The sequence below is a fragment of the Massilia sp. 2TAF26 genome (assembly GCF_052115005.1).
In the GTDB taxonomy this organism is placed as follows: Bacteria; Pseudomonadota; Gammaproteobacteria; order Burkholderiales; family Burkholderiaceae_D; genus Telluria.
Map to the genome: position 1 here is coordinate 1 of NZ_JBFRFV010000012.1, position 25,213 is coordinate 25,213.

Here is a 25,213-nt window from a genome sequence, read left to right on the forward strand (position 1 = left end):
GTCCGGTGTTGCGGCGGTCCGGTGTTGCGGCGCGGCGGCCATCGGCGCCGGCCGCGGCGCCGGCCGCGGTAGCGCCGGTAGATCTGGCGTCGTCACCGGACTGCGCGCCCGGCGGCTGCGCGGCCTGCACCGCCTGCGCCACCTGGACCGGGGTCAGGGGCATCAGCGGCATCGCCATCGCGGCCAGCAGCGCGCCGTCCTGCGGCGGCTRCGCGGCGCCGGCGCCGTCGTCGGCGGCCTTGTCCGGCGTGGCGGCAGCGGCGTCGCCCGCCTGGGTCGTGGCGTCCGGGGCCGCGCCGTCGGCCGGGAGGCTGGCCTGGACCGTCAGTGCGGCGCCCTGCGACTGTTCGCCGAGCCAGGCCGCGAAGGGCTGGATGGCCGCGACCAGCTGGGCGGCGTCAGGCTGCGCAGCGTTGGGCTGCGCGGCAGTCGGCTGGGCGGCGCCCGTTGCGTCGGACGCGGCCTGGGCCGGCTGGGCCGGGCCGGCATTCCTGGCAGCGGCGCCGGCGGATTGGTTGACGGTATTCAGCATCATCATGGTCAAGCCTGGCTCGAGGCAGGTTCGGTTGCGTCGTGCATGGCGTAGGCCATCCAGCCATCCTTGTTGGCGCGCATGTCGTCCATGCGGTCCTTCAGGGTCCGGGCGGCGGCGGCGACGGCGTCGGCGGCGTGATCGTGGGCTTCGCGCAGGCGCTGCAGGGCCGCGCGTTCGGCGCCGCTCAGCGGACCTGCGGCGGCGAGCGCGTCGAGCTGCGGGGCCAGTGCGCGCGTCATCTGCGCCACCTGTTCCCAGGCGGCGCCGTCTGCCGCGCGGCGCAGCGACTCGGCGGTACGGAGGAGGGCGGCCGATTTATCCATTGCGCGCCTGCACGCCGGCCCAACCCTGGCGAATGGTGGTGAGGACCTTCACGACTTCGTCGACCATCTGCGGGTCCTGCTTGACCCCGGCGGCATGCAGGTGCTGGGTGCAGAAATCGTAGAGGTTCGCCAGGTTGGCGACGACCTGTCCACCGCCGTCGAAATCGAGGGAGCTGGAGAGACCGTTGATGATGTCGTTGCACTTGTTGATGCTGGCGGCGCGCTGTTCGTAGCGCTTGGCGACGATGTGGGCGCGGGCGCGGGCCAGCTCTTCGAGCAGGCCGTCGGTAAGCAGCAGCACCAGCTCGATCGGCGAGGCGCGCGAGGTCTGCGCCTCCAGGTTGACGGCGTGGTAGCTGCCGTAGGCTTCTTGATAAGACATCGGAATATCTCTTAGTTTGACTTAGCGTTGCCGAAGAGTGCGTCGAACATCGACACGTTGCTGTTCATCCTGGCCTGCAGGGTCTGCAAGTCGGTGAACTGTTTCAGGTAGCGGTCGTAAGCGGCGTTGTACTGGGCATCCAGGTCGGACTGGCGTTTGGTCAGCGAGGTTTGCAGCTTGGTGATCGAATCGTTGCGCTGGGTGATCTGGCCGGTGGTGCTGTTGCTCCACTGGTTCAGGTAGGTGTTCAGGGAGCCGGCGATGCCCGTCGGGCTGCCGATGCTGGCCGATCCGATCAGCTTGTCCAGGCTGGTCGGATCGAGCGCCAGCTGCTTGGTCAGGCGCGCCGTATCGAGGCTCAGGGTGCCGTCGCGTGCGGCGGTGATGCCGTACGAGGCCAGCGACGGGTTGCCGGTTGCGCGCAGCATGCTGACCAGCCTGCCTTGCAGGGCGCGGACACCGGCGTCGTGTGCGAATGCGCCGGGGCTGGCGCCGGACGACGGATCGCCCGGATCGACCAGGCCGTCGATGACGGACTTGAGCTTGTTGTAGGCGTCGACGAAAGCCTGCACATTCGATTGCGTGGCGCTGGCGCTGCTGCCCACGGTCAGGGTGAACGGGCTTTCGGCCGCTGTCTGGGCACGGGTCACGGTCAGCGACACCCCATCGATGTTCGTGAAGGTGTTCGAGGCCTGCGTGATCGGGGTGCCGGTGGTGGAACTGGTGGCGCCGTACAGGAGAATCGCATCCGTGGCTGCGGCGGTCACCGTGCGCTTGTTGAGCGCCAGGCTGCCGGCGAGCGTGGGGCCGGCGGCGCTCGGGTCGAGCCAGACATTGTTGGCTACGCCGGTGTTCGCCGAGGTCAGCACGAGTTGCGGCACGCCGGCAATCGTGACCACGCCAGCCGACACCCGGCCGGCGTTGGTCGGCTCGCTGTTGATCGCGGCGGCGATCTCGCGTGCGCTCAGGCTGCCGTCGCCATCGGTATCGGCGGCGGCGCTCAGCTGCACGGTGAATTGTCCGGTCTGCGTGGCCGATGGCGAAGGCGGGGTCGCCGCTGGCGTCGCTGGCGGCGCCAGCGTGAGCGTCAACTTGCCGCCGATTTCGCCGTTCTGAGGGACCTGGTAGGAGGCCTGTCCCGCGGTCGCCACCTGCTGGACGAACAGGTTGTAGGTACCCGCCGCGGCGGTCGACTTCGCGGTCGCGCTGCCGACCGTGGTGTTGGACAGGGTCGCGCTCTGGGCCAGCATCGACTTGCCGATGCCGGTCAGGGAGCCCAAGCTGGTCTGGAAGGCGGAGATCGCCGAGCCCAGTTTCGACAGCGCGGTCGAGGTGGCGCTGGCGGTCTTGGTCTGGCTGGTCAGCATTTCCTGCGCGCTCGCGGTCAGCTTCTGTGCCATCGCCTGCGCGGTGCTGGTCGGATCGTAGGTTGGGGCGTTAATACTGGACATGCTTGCTCCTTATTGATTTGCCAGCCACGACTGCGTGGCGATGTCGTCTTCCTGTTTGCGCTGGGCGCGGTCCTGCTCGCGCGCGAACGCGGCTTCGTGCTGGGCCAGCACCTTGCCGAGCAGCTCGCGCCTGGTCCAGGCCTGGGCCAGGTTGCGCTGCGAGACCGCCATGTTCGCGTCAATCAGGTGCAGGTCGGTGCGCTGGGTGTCGGCAAGCGCGAACACGGCCTGCTTGTAGTTGCCGCAATTGGCCGCCAGGGCCGGCGACAGCTTGGCCCCGGGCTGCGCCGACGGGCCGCTGCCGACCGCGAGGTCGGTCAGGCGCTCGACGGCGGCCTGGTAGCGCGCGCGCGTCGCTTCCTGCCTGGCCAGGTCGGCCTGCAGGCGTTCGACTTCGGTGCTGCGCAGGCGCACCAGGGTGCCGAGGCTCGTGATCGTGTCGCTTTTGTTCATCCGGTTGCTCATGCCATGATTGCCAACAGCTGGTCGACGCAGGGGCCGAAGGGCGCGTCTTCGCGCGTGCCCTGGCACAGAAAGGCTTCGATGTGCGGATGCAGCTTCACCGCGCGGTCGGTTTCCGGATCGGCACCCGGCTGGTAGGCGCCGAGCGGGATCAGGTCGCGCACCCGCGCATGCTTCGCCATCGCCGCCTTCAGCCTGCGTGCTGCCTGAGCATGGTCCGGCGTGACCACCTGGGCCATGCAGCGGCTGATCGACTGGGCGACGTCGATCGCCGGGTAGTGGCCGCGCTCGGCCAGCTCGCGGGTCAGCACGATGTGGCCGTCGAGGATGGCGCGCGCGCTGTCGACCACCGGGTCCTGCTGGTCGTCGCCTTCCGCCAGCACGGTGTAGATGGCGCTCATGCTGCCGTCCGGGTTCTCGCCGTTGCCGGCCGATTCGCACAGCTGTGGCAGATTCGAGAATACCGACGGCGGATAGCCGCGCGTCGCCGGCGGTTCGCCCAGCGACAGCGCCACTTCGCGCAGCGCCATCGCGTAGCGGGTCAGGGAATCGCACAGCAGCAGCACGTTCTGGCCGCGGTCGCGGAAGTGGGCCGCGATCGCGTGGCACAGTTCGGTCGCCATCACCCGCATCAGGGGGCTTTCGTCGGCCGGCGCCACCACCAGCACAGCTCGACGCAAACCCTCCACGCCGAGCGACTTCTCGACGAATTCGCGCACCTCGCGGTTACGTTCGCCGATCAAACCGACCACGATCACGTCGGCCACGGTCTGGCGCGTGATCAGGCCGAGCAGCACCGATTTGCCGACGCCGGAGCCGGCCATCAGGCCGACGCGCTGGCCCTTGCCGAGTGTGAGCATCGAATTGATCGCGCGCACGCCGACGTCCAGCGGCTCGTCTACCGGCGCCTTGCGCAAGGGATTGACCCTGGGCGGCGTGGTGGACAGGGTCTGGTCGCCGCCGAGGCGGCCCAGGCCGTCGATCGGCTCGCCCAGGCCGTTCACCATGCGGCCCATCCACGAAGGACCGATCTGGATGCTGGACGGGCCGCTGGCGGGCAGCACGCGGGCGCCGGTCACCAGGCCGTCGGCCTTCTTGAACGGCATCAGGTAAGTCACCTTGTCGCGAAAGCCGACCGCCTGCGCGTCCAGCCAGTCGCCGTCGACCAGTTCGACGCGGCAGCGCTGGCCGGTGTGCAGCTTCACGCCGACGCTCTCGAGCAGCAGGCCCTGCACCGCGACCAGGCGCCCGGTGGGCGTGGCCACCGGCACCGCGCCGATGTCGAGCGAACGCAGGGTCTGGGCCAGTGCGCTCACGCTTCCTCCGCCTCTTCGGCAGCCAGGCCTTCACGCACCTGCTCCATGCAGGCCGCGAGACGGCCCTGGCAGCCGGCGTCGACTTCGTGGTCGCCGGCCTTGACGCGGCATTCGCCCGGTTCCAGGCTCGGGTCGGCCAGCAGGTTCCATTTCTTGGCCCGCTTCGGATCCAGCTCCTGGATGCGCTTGAGCTCTTCGGGGTTGAGCAGCACCTCGACCTCGTCGCGGGTCGGCGGCATCGCCGCCAGCGCCTCGTCCACCAGCGCCAGCATCTGCACCGGCTGCAGCGCCAGTTCGGCGCGGATCACCTGGCGGGCGATCTTGCCGACCAGGTCCACCACTTCCTTGCGCTGGGCATTCTTGAATTCGGTATTGAGCTTCTTCAGGGCGCGCAGCATGGCGTCGACCGGCTCGGACATCGCTTCCAGCTCGGCGAGCGCCTGCTGGCGGCCTTCCTCGATGCCGCGCGCCAGGCCTTCGACGTGGCCGGCATCGAAGCCGTCGCTGCGGCCCTGCTCGACGCCGACGTCGTAGCCGTCCTGCTGGCCCTGGCGAAAGCCGTCGGCCATCGCGCCCTGCCAGTCCTGTTCCGCGGTGGCCGAGATTGATGCGGGCGAGGTGCTGCCGCTGGCGGCCAGGAATTGGGCCAGGGGCGGGAAGTGATAAGGCCGGAACTGCTTCATTCGGCGGTCGCCTCGGCGAACAGCTGGACTTCGATTTCACCGTTGTCGGCCAGGTCCTTCACGGCAGCCATGATCTCGCGGCGGGTCTGCTCGATGCGCGACATCGGCACCGGTCCGGAGCGGCGCATCAGGTCTTCGAAGCTCTGTGCCTGGCGCTTCGGCATCGCGCCCAGGATCGCATCGCGCAGGGCCGGCTCGGCGCCCTTGAGGGCGACGGCCCACTGCTCCAGCGGGATTTCGTCCAGCAGGCGCGTGATGGTCTGTTCGGTCTGTTTAGACAGGATGAAGAAGTCGTACATCGACATCTCGATCTGCGACACGACTTCCGGATCGTGGGCGCGCAACAGCTCGACCATGGTGGCGCGGTTGTTCGGCAGGCGGTTCAGGATATCGGCCGCCTGGCGTACGCCTTCCACGGTGGCGCTCTGGGTATCGAGCGCGGACAGGCAGCGCTGCACCAGCTCTTCCAGTTCGGCCAGCAGCTCGCGGTCGATCTCTTCCAGGCGCGCCAGGTTCAGCAGCACCAGTTCGCGGCCTTCTTCCGGCAGCGCGTCGATGATCTGGCCGGCCAGCGCGGGCGGCAGGAAGGCCAGGAAGACGGCCTGCATCTGCACGTGCTCGGCGGCGATGTAGTCGGCCAGCCACTTCGGCGAGGCGTACTGCAGGCGCGCCATCATCGGACGGATGGCGTCGCCGTAGATCGTATTGAGAACGCTGTTGGCGATCTCGCTGCCCAGCGCCAGGTCGAGCGAGCGCTTCAGGTAGTTGCGCGAGGCGCCGTGCAGGCCGCTCTGCTGGCGGTAGTCGTCGAAGAACTTCTGGATCGAGTTCTTCACGGCGTCGACCTTGATGCCGCTCATCCGGCTCATCACCTGGGTCAGCTCGATCAATTCCTCGCGCTCGAGGCAGCGCAGCACGGCGGCCGCCGGTTCCTCGCCGATCGACAGCAGCACGATCGCGGCCTGTTCGACCGGGGTCAGCGCCACTTCCTGCACGTCGTTATTGTTCAGATCCGCCATTTTTCTTCTGTACCCATTGTTTGACCACTTCCGCCACCCGCTCCGGCTCCTTGCCTGCCAGGACCCGCAGATGGTCGACCATCACGTCCACGGCCGAACCGGCCGGTGGCAAATCATAGTTTTCCAGCAGCGGCTGGACCGGCATCGCGTTGCCCAGAGAAGGCGTGCCCGCCGCCGGCAGCGCTGCCGCCGCGCTGCCCGCCAGTGCCGGCGCGCCCGGTGCGGCCAGTGCGCCGGCGGCGCCGTTCAGGGCCGCCGCACCGCCGCCCGGCAGCTGGGCCAGGGCGGGAGCTTGCGCCGCCTGCGGATTGCCGCGCCGGGTCAGCATGCGCATGAGCGGGCGCAGGATCGCGAACCAGGCGAACAGGGCGCCGACGATCCAGGCCGCCCAGCCGGTCATGTCGACCACATTGTCGCGCTGCTGGTACCACGGCTCGGCGGGAGCCGGGGCAGGGAAGCTCAGCGAGGACACCGCCAGCACGTCGCCGCGGTTGGCGTCGATGCCCAGGCCGCCGCGCAGGATCTTGTCGATGTTGGCGATCTCGTTCGCGCTCCAGCCGGTCTTCGGCGAGGCCGCCTTGGCGTTGTTCAGCACCACCGCCACCGACAGCTTCTTGAGGCGGCCGCGCGAGCGCTTGATCTGGGTGATCGCGCGGTCGTAGGCGTACTGGCGGGTGGTCGCATTCTTGCGTGCGCTGCCGTCGTCGCCCTTGGCGTTGGGATCGGCGGCGCCGTTGGCGGCCGCGTTCGGGTCGGACGGAGGCGCCGAGACCGGAGGACGGTTCGACAGCGTGCCCGGCACACCCAGCGCCACGCGGCTCTTCTCCAGTTCTTCGCGCATCGCTTCGCTGGTGACCTTCGGCGCTTCGCCGTACTTTTCCTGGGTTTCCTCGATCTTGTCGTTGTCGACGTCGGCGGTCACGCTGACCTTGAAGTTGTCGGCGCCGAGGACTGGTCCGAGCAGCTCGTTGACGTTGGCGCGCACTTCGTCCTGGAAGCGCTTGGCGGCGGTGTCGCCCTGGGCGGCGCCGTCGAAGCCGTCGGCCAGGTCGACGCGCGAGGACAGGTAGTTGCCGTTCTGGTCGACCAGCGAGACCCGATTCGGCGCCAGGCTGGCGACGCTGCCCGAGACCAGGTTGACGATCGCGGCGATCTGTTCGTTGGAGAGGGTGTGGCCAGGCTTGACCGCGACCACCACCGAAGCCGAGGATTTGTCGCCGTCGCTGGCGACGAAGGAGGTCGACTTGGCGATCGCCAGGTGCACGCGGGCCGAGGCGATCGCGTCGATCGTCAGGATCGACTGCGCCAGTTCGCCTTCCAGGCCGCGGCGGAAGCGCACGTCCTGCACGAATTGCGACACGCCCAGCGGGTCGCTCTTGTCCATCAGTTCCAGGCCGGCCGGCAGCTGCGCCGTCACGCCTTTCGCGGCCAGCAGCATGCGCACCTTGCCCAGCTGGTTGGAGGGCACCAGCACCTGGCCGCTGTCCGGGTGCACGCGGTAGGGCACGTGCTCCGCCTCGAGCACGCTCATCATGTCGGATGCGGCGACTTTTTCGCGCGCGCCGAAGAGCGGTTTGTAGTCGGCCTGGTCCTTCCACATATACAGGGTGACCGCGGCGGTGATGGCGATCGCCAGCACCAGCATCGGGGTCAGGTTCTTCGACAGCGCGGGCGGCAGCGCCGGCAGGCGTTTTCCGCCGATGGCGGACTTGAGAGCGGCAATCACAGTGAGCTTCTTCCTGATCAGACGGGGAGCTTGAGCAGTTCGTCGACGGCGCCCATGACCTTGTTACGCACTTGCATGAGCATCGAGAAGGACAGGTTGGCCTGCTGCGAGGACAGCATGGCGCCGACCAGGTCGTCGCTCTTGCCGCTGTCGACGGCGGCCATCTTGTCGCTCGCCGCGCGCTGCTCGCCGTCGACGCTGGCCAGCGCATCCTTCATGCTTTGCGCGAAGGAGAAGCCGCCGGTCGCGCTGTTCTGGGTCGGCTGCCCGATGTCGATCGACGGGGCCACGGCAAGGCGGCTGGCGTCATTGGTCAGGGCGGCGAGATCGGCGCGGATCAGACCAGCAAGTTCAGTTCCCATCGTGTTTCCTGCTCCCATGCGTAGATTTCGTGTGTGAAGGTTGGTAGCGAATTGACAGTGTTTCCTAGTGTCAATGTGTCGAAATTTCGATTGCGCTTTGGAAATTGTTAAATTTTTAGGTTCTTGAAGAAGCTTGGTTTCTGTCGCGGAACCAGGGGAAATATCAGCTTCGTCTATCGTCGCCCTGTATGAATTTCCTCAATTCAGCGCTGAACACCAGCATATTACCGTACGGCAATGACGAATTCAAAGAGGAATCTCAAGCGTTGCGACACAATTTAACAGGTATAATAGTTGCCTTGGGGAATGAAAAGAAAGCATTCCTGCTTATTTAAATGTTAATTTGAACATGCCGATCGCAAGCCCTGACCCTACCTCGCAGCACCAAGTGCTCGACCCCTGCCTGCTGGGGCGTCCGGTGCATCTGCTGCCCCAGTTTGCGGGACGTCTGCTGGATGACATCGACGCTGCAATGCAAGGTGCCGCGCGCCGTTACTGGGGTGGCTGGCGTCTCGACAGTGTCGTATTCGGACGCGTGCCGCAGGACACCGGACTGCGTTGGATGGCCGCAACGGGTGCCTTGGGCACGGTTTCGGTGGCATTTGAACGTGGTTTATTGCTGACACTGTTGGAGCGGCGCTACGGTGGCCGTAGCGCCGCCGCAATGCCGCGCGATCCCGGAACGGAACGCGTGACGGCGACCGAAGAGCGCCTCATCGTCGTGTTGACGCAACAGATGGTCGACCTGTTGTATGCACGCGTCGCTGTAAGCGCAGCAATGGAAGTGGCGCCGAGGCCGGTGCCGGCCGGCGCCGTGGCCGGATCGACCATGCCGGGCAAGAGCGCCTGGACGATCTGCGCCACGGTGCGCGATGCCAACGGTGCAACGAGCCGGTTCTGGATCGCCCCGGACCAGTCGCTGATGGCTGCGATCCTGGGCAGCCTGCGCCCGGATCACCCGCACGCCCATGCGGTGCGCGGACCGAGCGAACCGCTGTCGTCGAAGCTGCAGGTCAAGCTCGACGGCCGCCTGATCAGCAAGGAGATCACGCTGGGCGCGCTGTTCGACCTGAAAGTCGGGGACGTGATACCGGTCAACGTGGGCCGGGCCGACGTCCTGCTCGACGAAGCGTGCCTGTTTACGGCCGCCGTCGCTGAGCACAAGGGAAAGCTGTGTTTAACCTCTTTTGAAGATGCCGAGTAAATGGACATGAACCTGAATGAGCAAATCGCCGGCGGCGACATCATCATCGACGACCTGGAAGGCGGCGATGCCCCGGTCGCCGCAAGCAGTGGGGCGGCCAAGTCGGCCCGCCTGCCGCAGATGATGCGCCGCATCCCGGTGACCCTGACGCTGGAAGTGGGCTCGGCCCGCATCTCGCTGCAGGAGCTGATGGAGATCGGCCCGTCCTCCGTGCTGCCGCTCGACGCGCTGGCCGGCGAGCCGCTGGTCATCAAGGTCAACGGCGCCGCCATCGGCCGCGCCGAAGTGGTGGTCGCGGGCGAGCAGTACGGCTTGAAGGTGATCGATCTCGACGGCCTCAACCTGGACCTGATCGCACCATGAGCTTGAAGCTGGACGGCGCGAAGCCGCGTCGAGCTTTGCGCCGCTACGCGCCGGCCTTCGCCGGCGTTTCTCTTTTGCTGATCGCGGGCGCGGCATCGGCTGCGCCGCAGCATCCCGACCTCCTGCCCGGGATCATCCCCGGCACCGGCAGCGGCCTCACCGTGAAGTCGCAGATCCTGGTGCTGATGACCGTCCTCGGGCTGCTGCCCGTGATGGTCATGATGATGACCAGCTTCACGCGCTTCGTGATCGTGCTGTCGCTGCTGCGCCAGGCGCTGGGCCTGCAAACGGGCCTGCCGAACCGGATCATCACCGGCGTCGCGCTGATTCTCACGCTGCTGGTGATGCGCCCGGTCGGCGAGCAGGTCTGGAACGAAGCCTTCGTCCCCTACGACAAGGACAAGATCACGCTCGAGCAGGCGCTCAGGACCGCCGAGGTGCCGCTGTCGCGCTTCATGCTGGCCCAGACCAGCAAGGCCGCGCTGGCCCAGGTCGCGCACCTGGCCGGCGAGCCGCCCGAGATGGCGCCGATGCAGCGCGGCTTCACCGTCAAGCTGGCGGCCTTCGTGCTGTCCGAGCTGAAAAGCGCCTTCCAGATCGGCTGCATGCTGTTCATTCCCTTCCTGATCATCGACCTGGTGGTGTCGTCGGTGCTGATGGCGATGGGCATGATGATGCTGTCGCCGCTCGTGATCTCGCTGCCTTTCAAGCTGCTGCTGTTCGTGCTGGTCGACGGCTGGACCCTGACCGTGAACACCCTGGTCGGCAGCATCCACGGATACTGAGTAAATAAAGATATGACTCCCGATATCGCCGTCGACTTCGTGGCCGAGGCGCTGCGGCTGGTGATGCTGCTGGCGGCCGTGCTGGTGCTTCCCGGCCTGGTGACCGGCGTGATCGTCGCGCTGTTCCAGGCCGCCACCTCGATCAACGAGCAGACCCTGAGCTTTCTGCCGCGCCTGCTGGTGACCCTGATGGCGCTGATCCTGGCCGGGCACTGGATGACCGGCAAACTGATGGACTACTGCGTGGCCGTGTTCCAGCGCGCCGCCCAGCTGGTCGGATAGGCCGGCGCGCACGATGCTCGAAGTCGCCGGTTTCCTGCTGCCCCTGATCAGCGCGCTGTGGTGGCCGTTCGCACGCTGCATGGCGATGCTGGCGACCGCGCCGGTGCTGGGAGAGTCCTATGTGCCGCTGGCGGTGCGCGCGCTGCTGTCGGTGGTGCTGGCCTTCATGATGCTGCCGATGACGCAGGGCCGCGCGATGCCCGATCCGTTCTCGCTGGCGGGCGTGGTGGCGATGGTCGAGCAGGCCGTGATCGGCGGCGTGATCGGCCTGGCGCTGCAGCTGACGATGGCGGTGGTGTCGACGCTGGGCTTCCTGGTGTCGAGCCAGATCGGCTTTTCGATGGCGCAGATGAACGACCCGGTCAACGGCCAGCAGTCGGACGTGGTGTCGGGCCTGCTCGGGCTGGTGGCGATCCTGGTGTTCTTCGCGATCGACGGCCACCTGGTGCTGGTCGGCGTGCTGGGCCAGAGCTTCCGCGCCTGGCCCGTCGGCGGCGGCTATGCTCCGCTGCTGCTGCAGACAGTGGCCCTGAACGTGGGCTGGGTGTTCGCGGCCGCGATCCTGCTGGCGCTGCCGATCGTCTTTTCGACCCTCGTGGTGCAGATCGGTCTCGGCTTCCTGAACCGGGTGGCGCCGTCGCTGAACCTGTTCTCGCTGGGCTTTTCGCTGGTGACGCTGTTCGGCCTGATGATGCTGGCGCAGGTCGTGCGCTTCATCCCCGAGCATTACGTGCAGATGACTAACCAGGTGCTGGAGATGCTCCAGCAGCAGATGAGGGCGGCCCATGGCTGAAGGCAGCGGCGGCGACAAGACAGAAAAGGCGTCAGGCCAGAAACTGAGAAAGGCGCGCGAGCAGGGGCAGGTGGTCCGCTCTAAGGACCTGGCCACCGCGGTCGGCATCCTGGCCAGCCTGAAGCTGCTGGTGTTCCTGATGCCGGACTACCTCGAATCCTTCCGCGCGCTGTTCCGCATGGTGTTCGTGCCGCTCGGCGAAGCCGGGGCGATCGAGAACGCGCTGTCGATCGTGTTCGGCAATGCGGCCATCCTGCTGATCAAGATGCTGCTGCCGCTGTTCGGCGTGACCCTGGCGGTGCTGCTGTCGAGCCTCGTGCCTGGCGGCTGGAACTTCTCGACCGCCAGCCTGGCGCCGAATTTCAGCCGCTTCTCGCCGGTCGCGAACCTGGGCAACCTGGCCTCGGCCAAGCACTGGAGCACCTTCGGGATCTCGGTCGCCAAGGCGCTCGTGCTGGCGACCGTGCTGTGGTACGTGGCGCGCTCCGGCGCGGCATCCTGGCTCGACCTGCAGCGCCTGCCGCTGTCGGACGCCATCCTGCGCGGCGTGTCGCAGCTGTTCGACGCCCTGATGGCGCTGATCTCGGTGTTCCTGCTGTTCGCCCTGGTCGACGTGCCGCTGCAGTCCTTCCTGTTCGCGCGCAGCCAGCGCATGAGCAAGCAGGAAGTGAAGGAGGAATTCAAGAGCACCGAGGGCAAGCCCGAAGTGAAGGCGCGCATTCGCCAGATCCAGCAGCAGCTGGCGCGGCGCAACGTGAACAAGACCGTGCCGACCGCCGACGTGGTGATCGTCAACCCCGAACACTACGCGGTCGCGCTGAAGTACGACACTAGCCGCGCCGAGGCGCCTTTCGTGGTCGCCAAGGGCATCGACGAGATGGCCCTGTACATCAAGGCGGTGGCGGCGAAACACAGGATCGAGACGGTCGCGCTGCCGCCGCTGGCGCGCGCGATCTACAACACCAGCCAGGTCCAGCAGCAGATCCCGGCGCAGCTCTACCAGGCGGTATCGCAGGTGTTGAACTATGTGCTGCAACTGAACGCATTCCGTGACGGCCGGCGCCAGGCGCCCCCACGGTTCCCGAACGAAGTCGTCGTTCCCAGTCATTTGAGTGAGGTATCCGCAACATGAACATGATTAACGGCTTGATGGCCGAGCTGCGCCGCCAGAAGTTCGCCACCCCGGCGTTCCTGCTGGCGCTCCTGGCGATGATCATGCTGCCGCTGCCGCCGGTGCTGCTGGACGTGATGTTCACCTTCAACATCGTGCTGGCGCTGATCGTGATCCTGGTGTCCGTGTCGGCCAAGCGTCCGCTGGACTTCTCGGTGTTCCCGACCGTGATCCTCGGCACCACGCTGATGCGCCTGGCCCTGAACGTGGCCTCGACCCGCGTGGTGCTGCTGCGCGGCCACGAGGGCAACGCCGCGGCCGGCCATGTGATCGAGGCCTTCGGCAACGTCGTCATCGGCGGTAACTTCGTGGTCGGCATCGTGGTGTTCGTGATCCTCATGATCATCAACTTCATCGTCGTCACCAAGGGCGCGGAGCGGATCTCCGAGGTCTCGGCGCGCTTCACGCTGGATGCGCTGCCCGGCAAGCAGATGGCGATCGACGCCGACCTGAACGCGGGCCTGATCAACCAGGAACAGGCGCAGCAGCGCCGCAAGGACGTCGCCAACGAAGCCGACTTCTACGGCGCCATGGACGGCGCCTCGAAGTTCGTGCGCGGCGACGCCATCGCCTCGATCCTGATCCTACTGATCAACCTGATCGGCGGCGTCGCAATCGGCGCGCTGATGCACGGCCTGTCGATGGGCGATGCCTTCCGCCAGTACGCGCTGCTGACCATCGGCGACGGCCTGGTCGCGCAGATTCCGGCGCTGCTGCTGTCGGCGGCGGCGGCGATCCTGGTGACCCGCGTCAGCGATTCCGGCGACCTCGAAGAGCAGGTCGGCGGCCAGCTGCTGGCCCAGCCGAGCGTGCTGTTCTCGGCCGCCGGCGTGATGATCATCCTGGCCCTGGTGCCTGGCATGCCGTGGTTCTTCTTCATGATCTTCGCCGGCGTGCTGGCTTATGTGGGCTGGCGCCAGACCGGCCAGGTCAAGGCGCCGTCGCAGGACAGCGTGGCCGCCATTGAGGCCGCGCTGCGCGACGACCGCGTGCCCGACCTCGACTGGCAGCAGCTGCCGGTGGTGCAGCCGATCTCGGTGGCCGTCGGCTATAAGCTCGTGCACCTGGTCGACAAGGCGCAGGGCGAGGCCCTGACCAAGCGCATCAAGGGCGTGCGCCAGAGCCTGTCCGAGCAAATGGGCCTGCTGCTGCCCGCCATCGGCGTGCGCGACGACCTTACCCTGCGTCCGAACCAGTATGCGATTTCGCTGAACGGCACCGTGGTCGCGGAAGGGGAGGTGGTGGCCGAGGCGCTGATGGCGATCCCGTCGCCGACCGTGTACGGGCAGCTGGACGGCATCCCCGGCATCGAGCCGGCTTTCGGCATGGCCGTCACCTGGATCGACCCGGAGCAGAAGGCGCACGCGCTGGGCCAGGGCTACCAGGTGGTCGAGGTGGCAAGCGCGATCGCGACCCACGCCTCGAAGATCGCCAAGGATTACCTGTCGGAGCTGTTCCGCCACGAAGACGTGCCGGCGATGATGGACCGCCTGACGGCGCTGTCGCCCAAGCTCGCGTCGGCGCTGGACAAGGCGCTGACCCACACCCAACTGCTGCGCGTGTTCCGCGTGCTCCTCGCCGAGAGCGTCTCGCTGAAGGACATCGTGGTGATCGCCACCACGCTGCTGGACAGCTCGGAGTCGACCAAGGATCCGATCCTGCTGGCGGCCGAGGTGCGCTGCGCGCTGCGGCGCCAGATCGTGTCCGGCCTGTACGGCAAGAAGAGGGACATGCCGGCGTTTAACCTGTCCGGCGACCTGGAGAACATGCTGCTCGGTTCCCTGAACCAGGCGCGCCAGAACAATGGCGGCAAGATCGCACTCGACAATTATCCGATCGATCCGCAGCTGCTGTCCCAGCTGCAGCTGAACATGCCGGTCGCGCGCGAGCAGATGAAGCAGCAGCACACGCCGCCGCTCCTGCTGGTGCTGCCGCAGATCCGTCCGCTGCTGGCCCGTTATGCGCGCCTGTTCGCGCCGGGGCTGCACGTGCTGTCGTATAACGAGATTCCGGAGAACCGCGAGGTCTCCATTATTGGTTCGGTGGGCTGACCATCGTGGGCACGGAGTGCCCACGCAAACCTTTATTGAAGAACGGGAAGCATCAGCGCCAATTCCGCCATCGCACGAAACACCGGCAGGCTGAGCGCCGACGCCGCGTCCGTCGAAGGCAGGCGGATGTGGGCAGGCCCCATCGGCAGGCTGGCGCGGTACTTCCATCCCAGCACGCGCAATCCGGCGCGTGCCACCGCTTTCTCGAGTTTCGGCTCCAGCGCGCGCAGGCGCGCGAGCGAGGCTTCGTCCGGCGCGCACAACTCCAGGCGCACGCCGTCGGCCAGGGGTTCGGCCTGCACGGTCACCACGGTGCCATCAATCAGCACCAGTTCCAGGCGCAGGGCGGCGCGGGCACGGCGCCTTTTTTGCTGCTGTTGCGCTTCGTGTTCTTCCTGCACCACGCGCAGGTGCTGGTCCTGCGGGCTGCCCGCATGCACCGTGAAGCGCCAGGCGTCGAGAGGAGAGGTCTGGTCGCCCTGGCGCAGCACGCGCGGATCCTGGCCCGCCAGCAGCATCGCCGTCGGCAGCTGGCCGGGGCGCGCCTGCAGTTCGCGGTTCACGAGCTGGGTGCCATAGCTGCGCACCATGCTGCGCCATGAACTGGCGAGCGTCCCGGCCTCTTGAGTGGGCCAGCTCAGCTGGCGCGCCATCAATACCTGGTCCGGCCGCATCGCGGCGCCTTCCGCCATGCCGTCGCCGCCCGGTGCGGATTTCGCCTGCGCCTGTTGCGCGCCGGGCAGGGGCAGCGGCAGGAAATCCATCTCGGCCAGCAGCGCGGCCGGGGCGACGGCGGCGACCGCACCGACCGGCAGCGGCCCGGCGGCGGGTGCAGCGGGCAAGGCCGGCGCAAGGAGCGGGGGGAAGGACAGGGAGGCCATGATAAAGGCAGAGTAACAAGTAAAAAGGCCAACCGCAAGGCTGGCCTTTGGGGGCTCCCGGCTGGTCTAGCCCGGGAAGGCGGCCGATGCCGGCCCTGCGATTACTGCAGCAGGGACATGACCATCGACGACATGCTGTTGGTCTGCTTCAGCATGGCGGTCGAGGCTTGCAGCAGCATCTGGTTCGAGGTCATGTTCGAGCTTTCAGCTGCGAAGTCGACATCCATGATGCGGCCGGTTGCGGCTGCGGTGTTGGTCGAGACGTTCGACAGGTTGTTGTAGACGTGGTCCAGGCGGTTCGATGCGGCGCCCAGCTTCGAACGCAGGCCGCTGACGGCGTCGATCGCGTCCGACAGGGTCTTGATGCTGCCGTTGGCTGCCGTGCTCGAAGCGATTTCGGTGCCGACGGCGGTGACGGTCGAGCTGGCGGTCGAGCTGAAGGCGCCCGAGGTGCTGCTGATGTCGGTAGCCATGGTCGACAGGTCGGTCGAGAAGTCGGCGGTCATCTTCTCGGTTTTGTCCGAGCCGATCTGGAAGTCGATGGAGCTCTTCAGCTTGCCGGTCGAGGTGTTCAGCAGCTCGGTGCCGCCGAACTTGGTGTTCGACACGATGTTGCTCAGTTCCTTGCCCAGCGAGTCATACTCGGTCTGCATCGCGGTACGGTCGGTATCCGACGACGAACCATCGGCTGCCTGGGTTGCCAGGTCCTTCATGCGGACCAGGATGTTGTTCACTTCGCTCAGCGAACCTTCGGCGGTCTGCAGCATCGAGATCGAGTTCTGGGTGTTGCGCATTGCAACTGCCATGCCGCTGCTCTGGGCTTTCAGGCGGGTGGCGATCTGCAGGCCGGCTGCGTCGTCCATTGCCGAATTGATGCGGTAGCCGGTCGACAGGCGGGTCATCGAGGTCGACAGGCTGGTCTGGGTCTTGCTGATCGAGTTTTGTGCGGACAGCGAAGCGGCGTTGGTGTGAAGGCTCAGCATTTTCAAGCTCCTGAATATCGGTTTGGTCTGTTCGGAGCAGCCTTTCTGGCGCTCTCACAAGTACAAGACGACCGTTTCCACACATCCATTAAATTCCACGCGGAAATTTTTTTAAAAATTCTGCGGTCTCGCGTAAGCCCTTGATTTCATGGGTAGGGCGCGATTGCCTGACTATCCGCTCCTTGTTCAATCATCAAGAACGGCCCGGGCACGCCCTCGTGTCGGGAAAGCGCCACGATCCTACGCCGGTCGCAAGGCATCCAGCGATTATGTTGCCCTACGAAAACTCTTTCCTCTATATTCCACGCGGAAATTTTTTTAAAAATTTTGCGGTCGCGCGTAAGCCCTTGATTTCATGGCTAGGGCGCGATTGCCTGACTATCCGCTCCTTGTTCAATCATCAAGAACGGCCCGGGCACGCCCTCGTGTCGGGAAAGCGCCACGATCCTGCGCCAGTCGCAAGGCATCCAGCGATTATGTTGCCCTACGAAAACTCTTTCCTCTATAATCACGAAGACTTTCCTTCGCCGGCATACCGTTGCTCTCTCGCCGGGCGAACCCATCCTATCTATCGCGTTCCCCCACATGGCATATAGTAATAGTTCCGTTCCCGGCCATTCCGGCACCCAGGACCAGGCTCAGGCCAATCAGCTGTTCAACCACGGCCTGCAGCTCCACAGCCAGGGCCAGGTCAATGAAGCGATGCTGTCGTATGAACAGGCGCTCAAGCTCGCACCCCGGCATTTCCAGGCCTTGCACCATGTCGGCATCGGCGCTTTCCAGTTGGGCGACCCTGGCCTGGCGGAACATTTCATCCGCTACGCGCTGGCGGTCAACGCGAACGTGGCGGAAGCGCACGGCAACCTGGGCAATGCGCTGAAAGAACAGCAGCGCTTCGACGAGGCGCTGGACAGCTACGACGCGGCATTGGCGCTGCAGGCCGGCGATGCGGATACTTATTACAACCGCGGCATCGTTCTGCAGGGGCTGCGGCGGCAGGAAGAGGCGCTGGACAGCTACGACCGTGCGCTCGCGCTCAACGCCGACGACGCACAGGCCTGGAACAACCGTGCCGTGGCGCTCAAGGACCTGGGCCGCTTCGAGGCCGCCCTGGAGAGTGTCGGCCGCGCGCTGGCGCTGAACGCGCACAATGTCGAGGCCCACAATAATCGCGGCAACATCCTGAACGATAGCGGCGAGGCCGAAGCCGCGATGCAGGCCTATGACCTGGCGATCGAGCTGTTTCCCGGCTATGCGGACGCCTGGTATAACCGGGGCCGCGCACTGCAGGCGCTGGAGCGCACCAAGGAGGCCGTGGAAAGCTACAGCAAGGCGATCGCCCTGAACCCGCAGCTGGTGCAGGCCTACAATAACCGGGCGACGGTGCTGCGCAAGCTCAGGCGCCTCAAGGAGGCGCTGGCCGACTGCGAGCAGGCGATCGAGCTACAGCGCGGCTACGTCGAGGCCTATCGCACCCAGGGGCAGATCCTGCGCGACATGGGACGCCCGGACATGGCGGCCCTCAGCTACGAGGCGGTTACCGTCCTGGACAAGAGCGACGCCCTGGCGATGCAGCATCGCGCGCTGGCACTGAAGGATAGCGGGCAGTACGAAGCTGCGCTCGAAAGCGTCGGCCGCGCCATTGCCCTCGAGCCGGACAACGCCGACCTCTACCTGACGCGTGGCGTCATCCAGCGCGAAACCAGGGACCACGACGCGGCGATCGCCAGCTGCCACAAGGTGATCGAACTTTGGCCGCACCATCCGTCGGGCTATACCAACCTGGGCCGCGTAATGGAAGAGCTGGGGCGCAGTGAAGAAGCGATGGCCTGTTATGAGCAGGCGCTCGCGGCCGATCCCGCCTGCTCGCTGGCCCGCTTCAACCGTGGCCTGCTTCAGCTGCAGCAGGGTAACTACGCGGAAGGCTGGCGCAGCTACGAGTCGCGCTGGACGGCGCAAGAGCTTTCCCTGTCCAGGGACAGGCGCGAATACGAGCAGCCGCTCTGGACCGGCGTAGAGTCCCTGGCGGGCAAGACCATCCTGCTCTGGGGGGAGCAGGGCCTGGGCGACACGCTGCAGTTCTGCCGCTACGCAAGCATGGCCGCTCAGCGCGGCGCCACCGTCATCCTCGAAGTGAAGCCCGAACTGGTCAGCCTGACAAGCAGCCTCGATGGCGTGTCGCGCGTCATCGCCAAGGGCGATCCGGCCCCGGCCTTCGACCTCCATTGCCCGCTGATGAGTCTTCCGCTGGCGTTCGGCACCCTTGTCGAGACCATCCCGGCCGGCGTGCCTTACCTGGCCGCCGATCCCGCCAAGGTCGTGCACTGGGCCGGCACGCTGGGCGAGCAGACCCGTCCGCGTGTGGGCGTGGTCTGGAACGGCAATCCCAAGTACCAGAACGACGCCATCCGCAGCATCACGCTGGAGCAGTTCGCGCCGCTGTTCGGCGAGGAATGCGACTTCGTCGTGCTGCAAAAGGAGGTGCGGACGGCCGACAAGGCGGTGCTGGGCCTGCAGCCCAAGGTGCGCCAGTTCGCTGCGGCGATCCGGGATTTCAGCGACACGGCGGCGCTGTGCGAACTGATGGACGTGATCGTCACCGTCGATACCAGTGTGGCGCACCTGGCTGGCGCACTCGGCAAGCCCGTGCGGGTGCTGCTGCCCCGCCGTCCCGACTGGCGCTGGCTGCTCGAGCGGGAAGACAGCCCGTGGTATCCGAACGCGAAACTGTACCGCCAGCCCTCCGAGGGAAATTGGAGCGCGGTCATCGACAAGGTACGTGCGGACCTGCGCTCGCGACATGCGAACTGAATGACGAACGAATCGCTTTTTGACGGCTTGTTAACGAGAACCTTCGGCTCTGATGCGGCTTTCCAACGAAGCCTTGCATGTCGCCATCAATACGGTGGCGGCGGCTTGTTTGCTTGAGCGCATTCATGATATTGTCTGACGCCAACAAAGTAAAAAATGTCTCCTGGCCAAGTCTCAAACAGCGCCTCTTTTCTTTCCCTATCCTGATCGAAGTCTAAATGAGCTTTATCAATCAAATCATGGCGCTGCAAGAGATTGCGGTCACGCCTGACAATGCGGCCGCCATGATGACGGTATGTGCGAACCTCGAGCAGGAAAATCCCTACATTCCATCCGATTTCAAATGGATACTGGACTACAAGCGTTTCGAGATCGAGCGCTTGCGCGGCGCCGCGGGTCCGGCACTCGGCTACCTCAAGGCTGCCATTGCACTCGCCCCGTACCGCGAGAACCTGCAGCAGCTTTACAAGGGACTCGTCGCGAAGACGCCGGCGAAAGCGTCGCTGGCCTTGATCATCAGCTGCCGCCGCTATCAGGACAACGCGCTGCGCCTGGCCCAGCAGTTCGACGCGGCACAATTTCCGTACCTGATCGTGACCGGTTCGGATACCGCCCCGATCGAGCATCCGCGCGCAATCCAGGTCAACGCCCCCGACAATTATGAGAGCCTGCCTCGCAAGGTGACGGCAGCCTTGCACTGGGTGTATGAGAACGTCGATTCCCAGGTGGGTATCCTGAAGGTGGACGATGACCAGACCCTGGTCGATCCGGAAAGGCTCAAGGATGCGGTTTACCTGCTCAAGCAGGAGGACGTCTATGCCGGTTTCCCGGTGACCAGCCTGAGTCACGACCGTTGCTGGCACTGGAATAAATGCGAGGATCCGGTACTGAACCGGCGCGCATACGGCAAGCCCTTCCACCGTCCATGGGCACGTGGCGGCGCCTATTACCTCGGCAGCGGTCCGCTGGAAAAGTTTGTCATGGCTACCATTCGTTTCCCCGGCCTGCTGGAAGGCGAATATTACGAAGACAAACTGGTCGGCGACGTGATGGCACTCGAAGGCGTACCGCTTGGACAATTGGAGTCCGAGCGCGACTTCGGCCTGAGCCTGGACCATCAACATCGTTTCGTCGCCGCCTGAGCGGGCGGCACTGCCTATCACTAGGACATCATGAAAATACTGTTACTGAACGACGAGTTCTACACCACCGGCGCCAGCACGGCGATCCTGCGCCTGGCCGAACATCTCCGCGAACAACACGAGGTTTCCGTGATGCCGCGTATCGATGGGGAAGGCGACATCAAGACCAAGCTCAAGGCTCTGGACATTCCGATCGTCTCGAACGCTTCCGACGTCGACCTCGTCGTCGCCAACACCATGATGGGGGGTGAATTCGTGGCAAAGTTCGGCGCCCAATGCCCGATGATCTGGTGGATTCATGAGTCTGATATTGGCCGTCAATTTATCCTGAGGAACCCGGCGCTGGCCGAAGGTTTCCGCCAGGCTGCGGCAATCGTTTTCCAGACGACCTACCAGAAGATGGTGTACAGCAGCTTTACCTTCGATTCCCCTGCCGAGGTACACGTTCTGCCTTTCTGGAACGACGCCATCTACACGCAAGCGATCGAACCGGCACCCAAGGACAAACTTCGCATCGTGTCGATCGGAACAGTCGAGCCGCGCAAGCGCATGCAGGACACGATCAATGCGGTCGAGCTGCTCAGCGACAGCATGAAGCGCGAAATCGAATGTGTCTTCATCGGCAAATTCATTCATCTCCCGGAGAGGGAACAGGCAATCGTCAAGGCGCACCCGGAGCGTTACCACTTCCTGGGCGAGCAGCCGAATGAAATCGCGTTGCGATACCTGGCTTCCGCCGACTGCTTCGTATTGGCCAGCTCGAGCGAGTCGCAACCGTTGTCGATCTGGGAATCGTTCGAACTGGAAGTGCCAATCTGCGTCTCCGACCTGGATACCTATCGGCACATCGGCCTGAAACACGGCGTCAATGCGCTCGTGCACCCGGTCGGCAATACGGACATTCTCGCGGAAAACCTGAGAACGATCCTGAGTAATCAATCGGTACGCGCGAGCCTTCCGAAGGCGGCAAAGAGTCTGCTGCTCCGGACCCTGGCAAAAGACTGGCGCAGCGGTTTCGACGGCATCATCCGGGACGTCACCACGCGCCGGGAAATCAGCAAGCTGGGATATTGAACCGGCTCCGCCGCGCAAGGCCTTCTGCTGAAGCAGCCGGAGACCGGTGGTCGGTCTGGTGCAAATTTGGAGTAGCAGAACTTTGCAAGGTTCGCCGAATTCGCATGTTGAGGCTGGCGCCAACGCGTGAGGTTCTCAATGCCTGTGTACCGCCTTCCAGGCTGCGTATTCGGACGGTCGCAAACCATAGCGCGCCAGTACGCCCTCATGTAAGCGCTTGAGTTCTTCAACGATGAGCGCCTGCACGCTGGGCTGCTCATGCTCTGGGACATGGCGCGCCACGGATCGCTGGATGCTGGCGAGTGGCTCGTTTTCAGTGTGAATGACGATCTCGCGAATGGTCTGCTTGATCAGGTCACGCCAGGCCAGGCGCAGCGGATCGGGTTCGGTCAGATTCTGCTTCAGGGCGAGATATTCCTGTGTCGAGCGTTCATAGGCCCAGACGTACAGGTCACGCAGCAGCTCGACGCGCGTCAGCTCGTATACGCCGAGAGTGGCACGGCTGTAGGCTTGCTCGGGTACGTCCAGAAACGTGAGTGGGCACAGATTGGCGAGAAACAGCGGCAGATTCGCGGCCAGCCGCGAAGTGCGTTTATTGATGTCGGCAAATGGCTGCAAGTAAGGCAAATGCACCATCATGAAGAACGACTGCTCGAACGGATCACTGATCTGGTTTGCCTTGTTCAGCAGCGCGTCCAGGGCGTCCTCGAGCTGCTGGGACGTGAACAGGGGACGATAGACGTTTTTGCCGATGTCGACCGCATGCAGCCGGATTCTCCCTTCGTCCGCGGGGTTGGGCAGCAAGTTTTCCGCCAGGGCGCTGTGCAGGTTCATCAGCGTGTAGCGGTTGAACTCCGCCTCGCTGATGTTTTCGACAAGAAGTTCGATGGCCGTCTTGTGATTCAGAATCATCTGCGTTTCGATAGCGGCCTTGCCACGGGCCGCTTTCCCGTGCTCGATGAGTTCGCGCGTATCAAGGCGTGAATAGGTATTGCCTTCCAAATGGCTCGACGCCCACGACAGATCGATCAGCAAGCGATTCAGGATGGCCCGGCTGTAGGTGCCTGCAGGCGCCCCGACATCGGCGGTGATGCCCATTTTTCGTAGTTGGCGACGCAATGACTCGGACAGGTACCAAGTCTCGTTTGGGCGGTAGGCGTCCAGAAATTCGCGCTGGTAGCCCACTGGCTTGCGTGCTTCCACGGGCTGGTCGACATGGGCAAGAATGTCCTGGCTGTCCGCGGAGAGCGGGATAAAGCTGGGGAAAGCGTCCGTACCGGCATTTTTTACGCTCGTGTCAGTGCGGGTACCAACGCTGAAATAGCGGCGAGCTCGACCTTCACCTACCGCAGTGACTTGGCTCCGTGCGATCAGTTGTGCGATTGAGCGCTGAGCCGTACGCCGGGCAACATCGGGATGTTGACTAAGAAGTTCAGCCAGTGTCAGACCGGTGTCGGACATTCGGATACTGTTCAGCAAGTCAGCGGCGGTCGGCATGATTGATTGGCGCAGTCAAGAAATAGATGGCGCAATTGTGGCGCAGTTCTCTGAACTGCGCCAGCTTATATGCCAAATATGGCGCGGTTTAAGCTGGGTTTGTTTGACGCTACTGAAAGCTGAGTTCGCCAATAAGTGCTTTGGTATGGATATGAGGCTGGCGTTTTCTCTGCCCGAGCTTCGACCCCAAGCGTAGGCCCGACGCGCAGGCATGGTCTAGACGTGATCATTGTCGACTATCTCAGCTCGATACCGGGGAAGGCGACAAGCGAAACGAGCAGATTGGCTCGTACTCGCGTGGCGTGACGGCCCTGTCCAAGAAACTCCTATGATGGACAAAAGCCCAGCGACCGCGTGATATCCGACGGATGAGCAATATCCATTCGAAGGTCAAAACAAATGCTCATGCTCGAAATTCCTCGTTGTCTTTTGGGGAAGCGGCCTTACTGGTCCGCCAGGCAACGGCACGAAGTTCTCATCCATGCGCTGCCCAGGCGCTCTTGTAGTGCACATATGGCGATCCAAACCTACCCATACAGATCTATCGCCTTGGCGCCCGAGCCCATGGACCGGGCAATCCTTTCAAGACGACTCTTCGATTTCAGAAGGAGCAATTGGAGTTCTCGATCCACAAAGATTTTCTTTGATAAAGAGAATGAATAGTATGACTCATTGGCAACATCAGACGGAAAATTGCATGTTAGCGGTATGGCTGTGCGGACCCTTATTGGTCGGCGCGGATATCGTCACAACAAAACGATCATTGAGAACATATGGCCCTCTACGACGCTTTCGCTATAAACTATTGGGTTGCGCCAGACGCTGGACATATCGAATCAAAGAAAACATGAAATACCGCAAACGACTTCTAAGTACTGCGCCAATGATGGACTGGACCGACCGCCACTGCCGCGTGTTCCACCGTCAGATCACCCGCCACACCTGGATGTATACCGAGATGGTGACCACCGGTGCGCTGGTCTACGGCGACGTCGAGCGCCACCTGCGCTACGACGAGGTTGAGCACCCGATCGCCTTGCAACTCGGCGGCAGCGAGCCGGCCGACCTGGCGAAAAGCGCGAAGCTGGGCGAGCAATGGGGCTATGACGAGATCAACCTGAACTGCGGCTGCCCCTCGGAGCGCGTGCAGAAGGGGGCGTTCGGTGCCTGCCTGATGAACGAGCCGCAACTGGTGGCCGACTGCGTGAAGGCGATGCGCGACGCGGTCTCGATCGACGTCACCGTCAAGCACCGCATCGGCATCGACTACAACGAGGACTACGGCTTCGTGCGCGACTTCATCGGCACCATCGCCGATGCCGGTTGCCGCACGTTCATCGTCCACGCCCGCAATGCCGTGCTGAAAGGGCTGTCGCCGAAGGAAAATCGCGAGATTCCGCCGCTGCGCTACCACGTCGCCTACGAGCTCAAGAAAGAGTTCCCGGAGCTGGAGATCATCATCAACGGCGGCATCAAGACCAACGACGAGATCGAAAGCCACCTGCGGCACGTCGACGGCGTCATGATCGGGCGCGAGGCCTATCACAACCCTTGGCTGATGGCCGAGTGGGACGCCCGCTTCTACGGCGACGGGACGAGCGCGCCGGGCTCGCGCGAGCAGGTACTGGAAGCGATGATTCCGTATATCCGCGAGCAGCTCGAGCGCTACGGCCCGCTGGGCATGCGCCTGAACAGCATCACCCGCCACATGCTGGGCCTGATGGCCGGACTGCCGGGCGCGCGAGGCTTCCGCCAGCTGCTGTCCGATTCCCGCCGCCTGGCCGAAGGCAATCCGGAACTCCTGCTGGAAGCTGCCGGCCGCCTGCGCAAGGCAGCGTGAGAATTTAACATTCTATCAATACGGTCAAATCCTGGCCGTTTTTCCTGTTCACAATTCACCACACCGGCGCATGTAAA

23 protein-coding genes and 1 pseudogene are annotated in these 25,213 nt (G+C 64.5%); 11 read left to right on the forward strand and 13 right to left on the reverse strand.

Annotated features, from left to right (window positions below; genetic code table 11):
• From AB4Z32_RS14120 to AB4Z32_RS14165, 10 genes and pseudogenes are all read right to left on the reverse strand, one after another.
• A pseudogene (locus AB4Z32_RS14120) lies at nt 1-538 on the reverse strand (hypothetical protein); the annotation flags it as partial.
• Between the two features lie 2 nt (nt 539-540).
• Complete coding sequence (locus tag AB4Z32_RS14125; RefSeq protein WP_442122485.1) at nt 541-858, reverse strand: hypothetical protein; 318 nt, start codon at nt 856-858, stop codon at nt 541-543.
• Nucleotides 851-1,240, reverse strand: a complete 390-nt coding sequence (gene fliS, locus AB4Z32_RS14130) for a flagellar export chaperone FliS (protein ID WP_442122486.1) — start codon at nt 1,238-1,240, stop codon at nt 851-853. The genes AB4Z32_RS14125 and fliS overlap by 8 nt, the downstream gene beginning before the upstream one ends.
• Before the next feature lie 11 nt (nt 1,241-1,251).
• A complete protein-coding gene (fliD, locus tag AB4Z32_RS14135; protein WP_442122487.1) occupies nt 1,252-2,691 on the reverse strand; it encodes a flagellar filament capping protein FliD in 1,440 nt (479 codons plus the stop codon).
• A 9-nt stretch (nt 2,692-2,700) separates the two neighbouring features.
• Nucleotides 2,701-3,144: a flagellar export protein FliJ gene (locus tag AB4Z32_RS14140; protein ID WP_442122488.1), complete on the reverse strand. Its 444-nt coding sequence runs from the start codon at nt 3,142-3,144 to the stop codon at nt 2,701-2,703.
• 8 nt (nt 3,145-3,152) lie between these two features.
• A complete protein-coding gene (gene fliI / locus AB4Z32_RS14145) occupies nt 3,153-4,469 on the reverse strand; it encodes a flagellar protein export ATPase FliI (protein WP_442122489.1) in 1,317 nt (438 codons plus the stop codon).
• On the reverse strand, nt 4,466-5,152 hold the full coding sequence (gene fliH, locus AB4Z32_RS14150) for a flagellar assembly protein FliH (RefSeq protein ID WP_442122490.1): 687 nt from the start codon (nt 5,150-5,152) through the stop codon (nt 4,466-4,468). Before fliH ends, fliI begins: the two co-directional genes overlap by 4 nt.
• The gene (locus AB4Z32_RS14155; RefSeq protein ID WP_442122491.1) at nt 5,149-6,171 is read right to left on the reverse strand and encodes a FliG C-terminal domain-containing protein; all 1,023 of its coding nucleotides are present in this window, start codon (nt 6,169-6,171) and stop codon (nt 5,149-5,151) included. Before AB4Z32_RS14155 ends, fliH begins: the two co-directional genes overlap by 4 nt.
• Entirely contained in the window at nt 6,152-7,897 is a 1,746-nt protein-coding gene (gene fliF / locus AB4Z32_RS14160; protein WP_442122492.1) for a flagellar basal-body MS-ring/collar protein FliF, read from the reverse strand. Before fliF ends, AB4Z32_RS14155 begins: the two co-directional genes overlap by 20 nt.
• Before the next feature lie 17 nt (nt 7,898-7,914).
• On the reverse strand, nt 7,915-8,259 hold the full coding sequence (locus AB4Z32_RS14165; RefSeq protein ID WP_442122493.1) for a flagellar hook-basal body complex protein FliE: 345 nt from the start codon (nt 8,257-8,259) through the stop codon (nt 7,915-7,917).
• 349 nt (nt 8,260-8,608) lie between these two features.
• On the opposite strand from AB4Z32_RS14165, the gene AB4Z32_RS14170 reads away from it, so the two are divergent.
• The 7 genes from AB4Z32_RS14170 to AB4Z32_RS14200 are packed head-to-tail and all read left to right on the forward strand — an operon-like array spanning nt 8,609 to nt 14,908.
• A complete protein-coding gene (locus AB4Z32_RS14170) occupies nt 8,609-9,463 on the forward strand; it encodes a FliM/FliN family flagellar motor switch protein (RefSeq protein WP_442122494.1) in 855 nt (284 codons plus the stop codon).
• On the forward strand, nt 9,464-9,826 hold the full coding sequence (locus AB4Z32_RS14175; protein ID WP_442122495.1) for a FliM/FliN family flagellar motor switch protein: 363 nt from the start codon (nt 9,464-9,466) through the stop codon (nt 9,824-9,826). It abuts the gene before it with no gap.
• Nucleotides 9,823-10,611, forward strand: coding sequence for a flagellar type III secretion system pore protein FliP (gene fliP / locus AB4Z32_RS14180; protein WP_442122496.1), 789 nt, complete (start codon nt 9,823-9,825; stop codon nt 10,609-10,611). The genes AB4Z32_RS14175 and fliP overlap by 4 nt, the downstream gene beginning before the upstream one ends.
• 12 nt (nt 10,612-10,623) lie before the next feature.
• Nucleotides 10,624-10,893: a flagellar biosynthesis protein FliQ gene (gene fliQ / locus AB4Z32_RS14185; RefSeq protein WP_442122497.1), complete on the forward strand. Its 270-nt coding sequence runs from the start codon at nt 10,624-10,626 to the stop codon at nt 10,891-10,893.
• 13 nt (nt 10,894-10,906) lie between these two features.
• Entirely contained in the window at nt 10,907-11,686 is a 780-nt protein-coding gene (fliR, locus tag AB4Z32_RS14190) for a flagellar biosynthetic protein FliR (protein ID WP_442122498.1), read from the forward strand.
• Complete coding sequence (locus tag AB4Z32_RS14195; RefSeq protein ID WP_442122499.1) at nt 11,679-12,818, forward strand: EscU/YscU/HrcU family type III secretion system export apparatus switch protein; 1,140 nt, start codon at nt 11,679-11,681, stop codon at nt 12,816-12,818. The genes fliR and AB4Z32_RS14195 overlap by 8 nt, the downstream gene beginning before the upstream one ends.
• Nucleotides 12,815-14,908: a flagellar biosynthesis protein FlhA gene (locus AB4Z32_RS14200; RefSeq protein WP_442122500.1), complete on the forward strand. Its 2,094-nt coding sequence runs from the start codon at nt 12,815-12,817 to the stop codon at nt 14,906-14,908. The genes AB4Z32_RS14195 and AB4Z32_RS14200 overlap by 4 nt, the downstream gene beginning before the upstream one ends.
• A 32-nt stretch (nt 14,909-14,940) precedes the next feature.
• On the opposite strand, the gene AB4Z32_RS14205 is transcribed toward AB4Z32_RS14200, so the two are convergent.
• Complete coding sequence (locus tag AB4Z32_RS14205) at nt 14,941-15,789, reverse strand: hypothetical protein (RefSeq protein WP_442122501.1); 849 nt, start codon at nt 15,787-15,789, stop codon at nt 14,941-14,943.
• Nucleotides 15,790-15,890: 101 nt separating this feature from the next.
• Nucleotides 15,891-16,772, reverse strand: coding sequence for a flagellin N-terminal helical domain-containing protein (locus tag AB4Z32_RS14210; protein WP_442122502.1), 882 nt, complete (start codon nt 16,770-16,772; stop codon nt 15,891-15,893).
• Between the two features lie 585 nt (nt 16,773-17,357).
• Between AB4Z32_RS14210 and AB4Z32_RS14215 the strand changes: the two genes are divergently transcribed.
• The 3 genes from AB4Z32_RS14215 to AB4Z32_RS14225 all read left to right on the forward strand — a co-directional run bounded on the left by AB4Z32_RS14215 (nt 17,358) and on the right by AB4Z32_RS14225 (nt 21,799).
• On the forward strand, nt 17,358-19,583 hold the full coding sequence (locus AB4Z32_RS14215) for a tetratricopeptide repeat protein (protein WP_442122503.1): 2,226 nt from the start codon (nt 17,358-17,360) through the stop codon (nt 19,581-19,583).
• Between the two features lie 218 nt (nt 19,584-19,801).
• Nucleotides 19,802-20,725, forward strand: a complete 924-nt coding sequence (locus tag AB4Z32_RS14220; protein ID WP_442122504.1) for a hypothetical protein — start codon at nt 19,802-19,804, stop codon at nt 20,723-20,725.
• A gap of 30 nt (nt 20,726-20,755) precedes the next feature.
• Nucleotides 20,756-21,799 (forward strand): glycosyltransferase family 4 protein, encoded by a 1,044-nt coding sequence (locus AB4Z32_RS14225; RefSeq protein ID WP_442122505.1) that lies wholly within the window; start codon nt 20,756-20,758, stop codon nt 21,797-21,799.
• 135 nt (nt 21,800-21,934) lie between these two features.
• Here AB4Z32_RS14225 and AB4Z32_RS14230 read toward each other — a convergent pair whose 3' ends face one another.
• On the reverse strand, nt 21,935-23,296 hold the full coding sequence (locus tag AB4Z32_RS14230) for a Fic family protein (RefSeq protein WP_442122506.1): 1,362 nt from the start codon (nt 23,294-23,296) through the stop codon (nt 21,935-21,937).
• A gap of 847 nt (nt 23,297-24,143) precedes the next feature.
• On the opposite strand from AB4Z32_RS14230, the gene dusA reads away from it, so the two are divergent.
• Nucleotides 24,144-25,136, forward strand: a complete 993-nt coding sequence (dusA, locus tag AB4Z32_RS14235; RefSeq protein WP_442122507.1) for a tRNA dihydrouridine(20/20a) synthase DusA — start codon at nt 24,144-24,146, stop codon at nt 25,134-25,136.
• Nucleotides 25,137-25,213 lie beyond the last annotated feature (77 nt).

Coding starts and splice junctions, on each gene's coding strand:
- AB4Z32_RS14165 (WP_442122493.1), bottom strand. CDS start 8,259: ATGGGAACTGAACTTGCTGGTCTGATCCGCGCCGATCTCGCCGCCCTG.
- AB4Z32_RS14215 (WP_442122503.1), top strand. CDS start 17,358: ATGGCATATAGTAATAGTTCCGTTCCCGGCCATTCCGGCACCCAGGAC.
- fliQ (WP_442122497.1), top strand. CDS start 10,624: ATGACTCCCGATATCGCCGTCGACTTCGTGGCCGAGGCGCTGCGGCTG.
- fliS (WP_442122486.1), bottom strand. CDS start 1,240: ATGTCTTATCAAGAAGCCTACGGCAGCTACCACGCCGTCAACCTGGAG.
- fliP (WP_442122496.1), top strand. CDS start 9,823: ATGAGCTTGAAGCTGGACGGCGCGAAGCCGCGTCGAGCTTTGCGCCGC.
- dusA (WP_442122507.1), top strand. CDS start 24,144: ATGAAATACCGCAAACGACTTCTAAGTACTGCGCCAATGATGGACTGG.
- AB4Z32_RS14140 (WP_442122488.1), bottom strand. CDS start 3,144: ATGAACAAAAGCGACACGATCACGAGCCTCGGCACCCTGGTGCGCCTG.
- AB4Z32_RS14225 (WP_442122505.1), top strand. CDS start 20,756: ATGAAAATACTGTTACTGAACGACGAGTTCTACACCACCGGCGCCAGC.
- fliR (WP_442122498.1), top strand. CDS start 10,907: ATGCTCGAAGTCGCCGGTTTCCTGCTGCCCCTGATCAGCGCGCTGTGG.
- AB4Z32_RS14205 (WP_442122501.1), bottom strand. CDS start 15,789: ATGGCCTCCCTGTCCTTCCCCCCGCTCCTTGCGCCGGCCTTGCCCGCT.
- AB4Z32_RS14125 (WP_442122485.1), bottom strand. CDS start 858: ATGGATAAATCGGCCGCCCTCCTCCGTACCGCCGAGTCGCTGCGCCGC.
- AB4Z32_RS14175 (WP_442122495.1), top strand. CDS start 9,464: ATGGACATGAACCTGAATGAGCAAATCGCCGGCGGCGACATCATCATC.
- AB4Z32_RS14195 (WP_442122499.1), top strand. CDS start 11,679: ATGGCTGAAGGCAGCGGCGGCGACAAGACAGAAAAGGCGTCAGGCCAG.
- AB4Z32_RS14230 (WP_442122506.1), bottom strand. CDS start 23,296: ATGCCGACCGCCGCTGACTTGCTGAACAGTATCCGAATGTCCGACACC.
- AB4Z32_RS14220 (WP_442122504.1), top strand. CDS start 19,802: ATGAGCTTTATCAATCAAATCATGGCGCTGCAAGAGATTGCGGTCACG.
- AB4Z32_RS14210 (WP_442122502.1), bottom strand. CDS start 16,772: ATGCTGAGCCTTCACACCAACGCCGCTTCGCTGTCCGCACAAAACTCG.
- AB4Z32_RS14155 (WP_442122491.1), bottom strand. CDS start 6,171: ATGGCGGATCTGAACAATAACGACGTGCAGGAAGTGGCGCTGACCCCG.
- fliH (WP_442122490.1), bottom strand. CDS start 5,152: ATGAAGCAGTTCCGGCCTTATCACTTCCCGCCCCTGGCCCAATTCCTG.
- AB4Z32_RS14170 (WP_442122494.1), top strand. CDS start 8,609: ATGCCGATCGCAAGCCCTGACCCTACCTCGCAGCACCAAGTGCTCGAC.
- AB4Z32_RS14200 (WP_442122500.1), top strand. CDS start 12,815: ATGAACATGATTAACGGCTTGATGGCCGAGCTGCGCCGCCAGAAGTTC.
- fliD (WP_442122487.1), bottom strand. CDS start 2,691: ATGTCCAGTATTAACGCCCCAACCTACGATCCGACCAGCACCGCGCAG.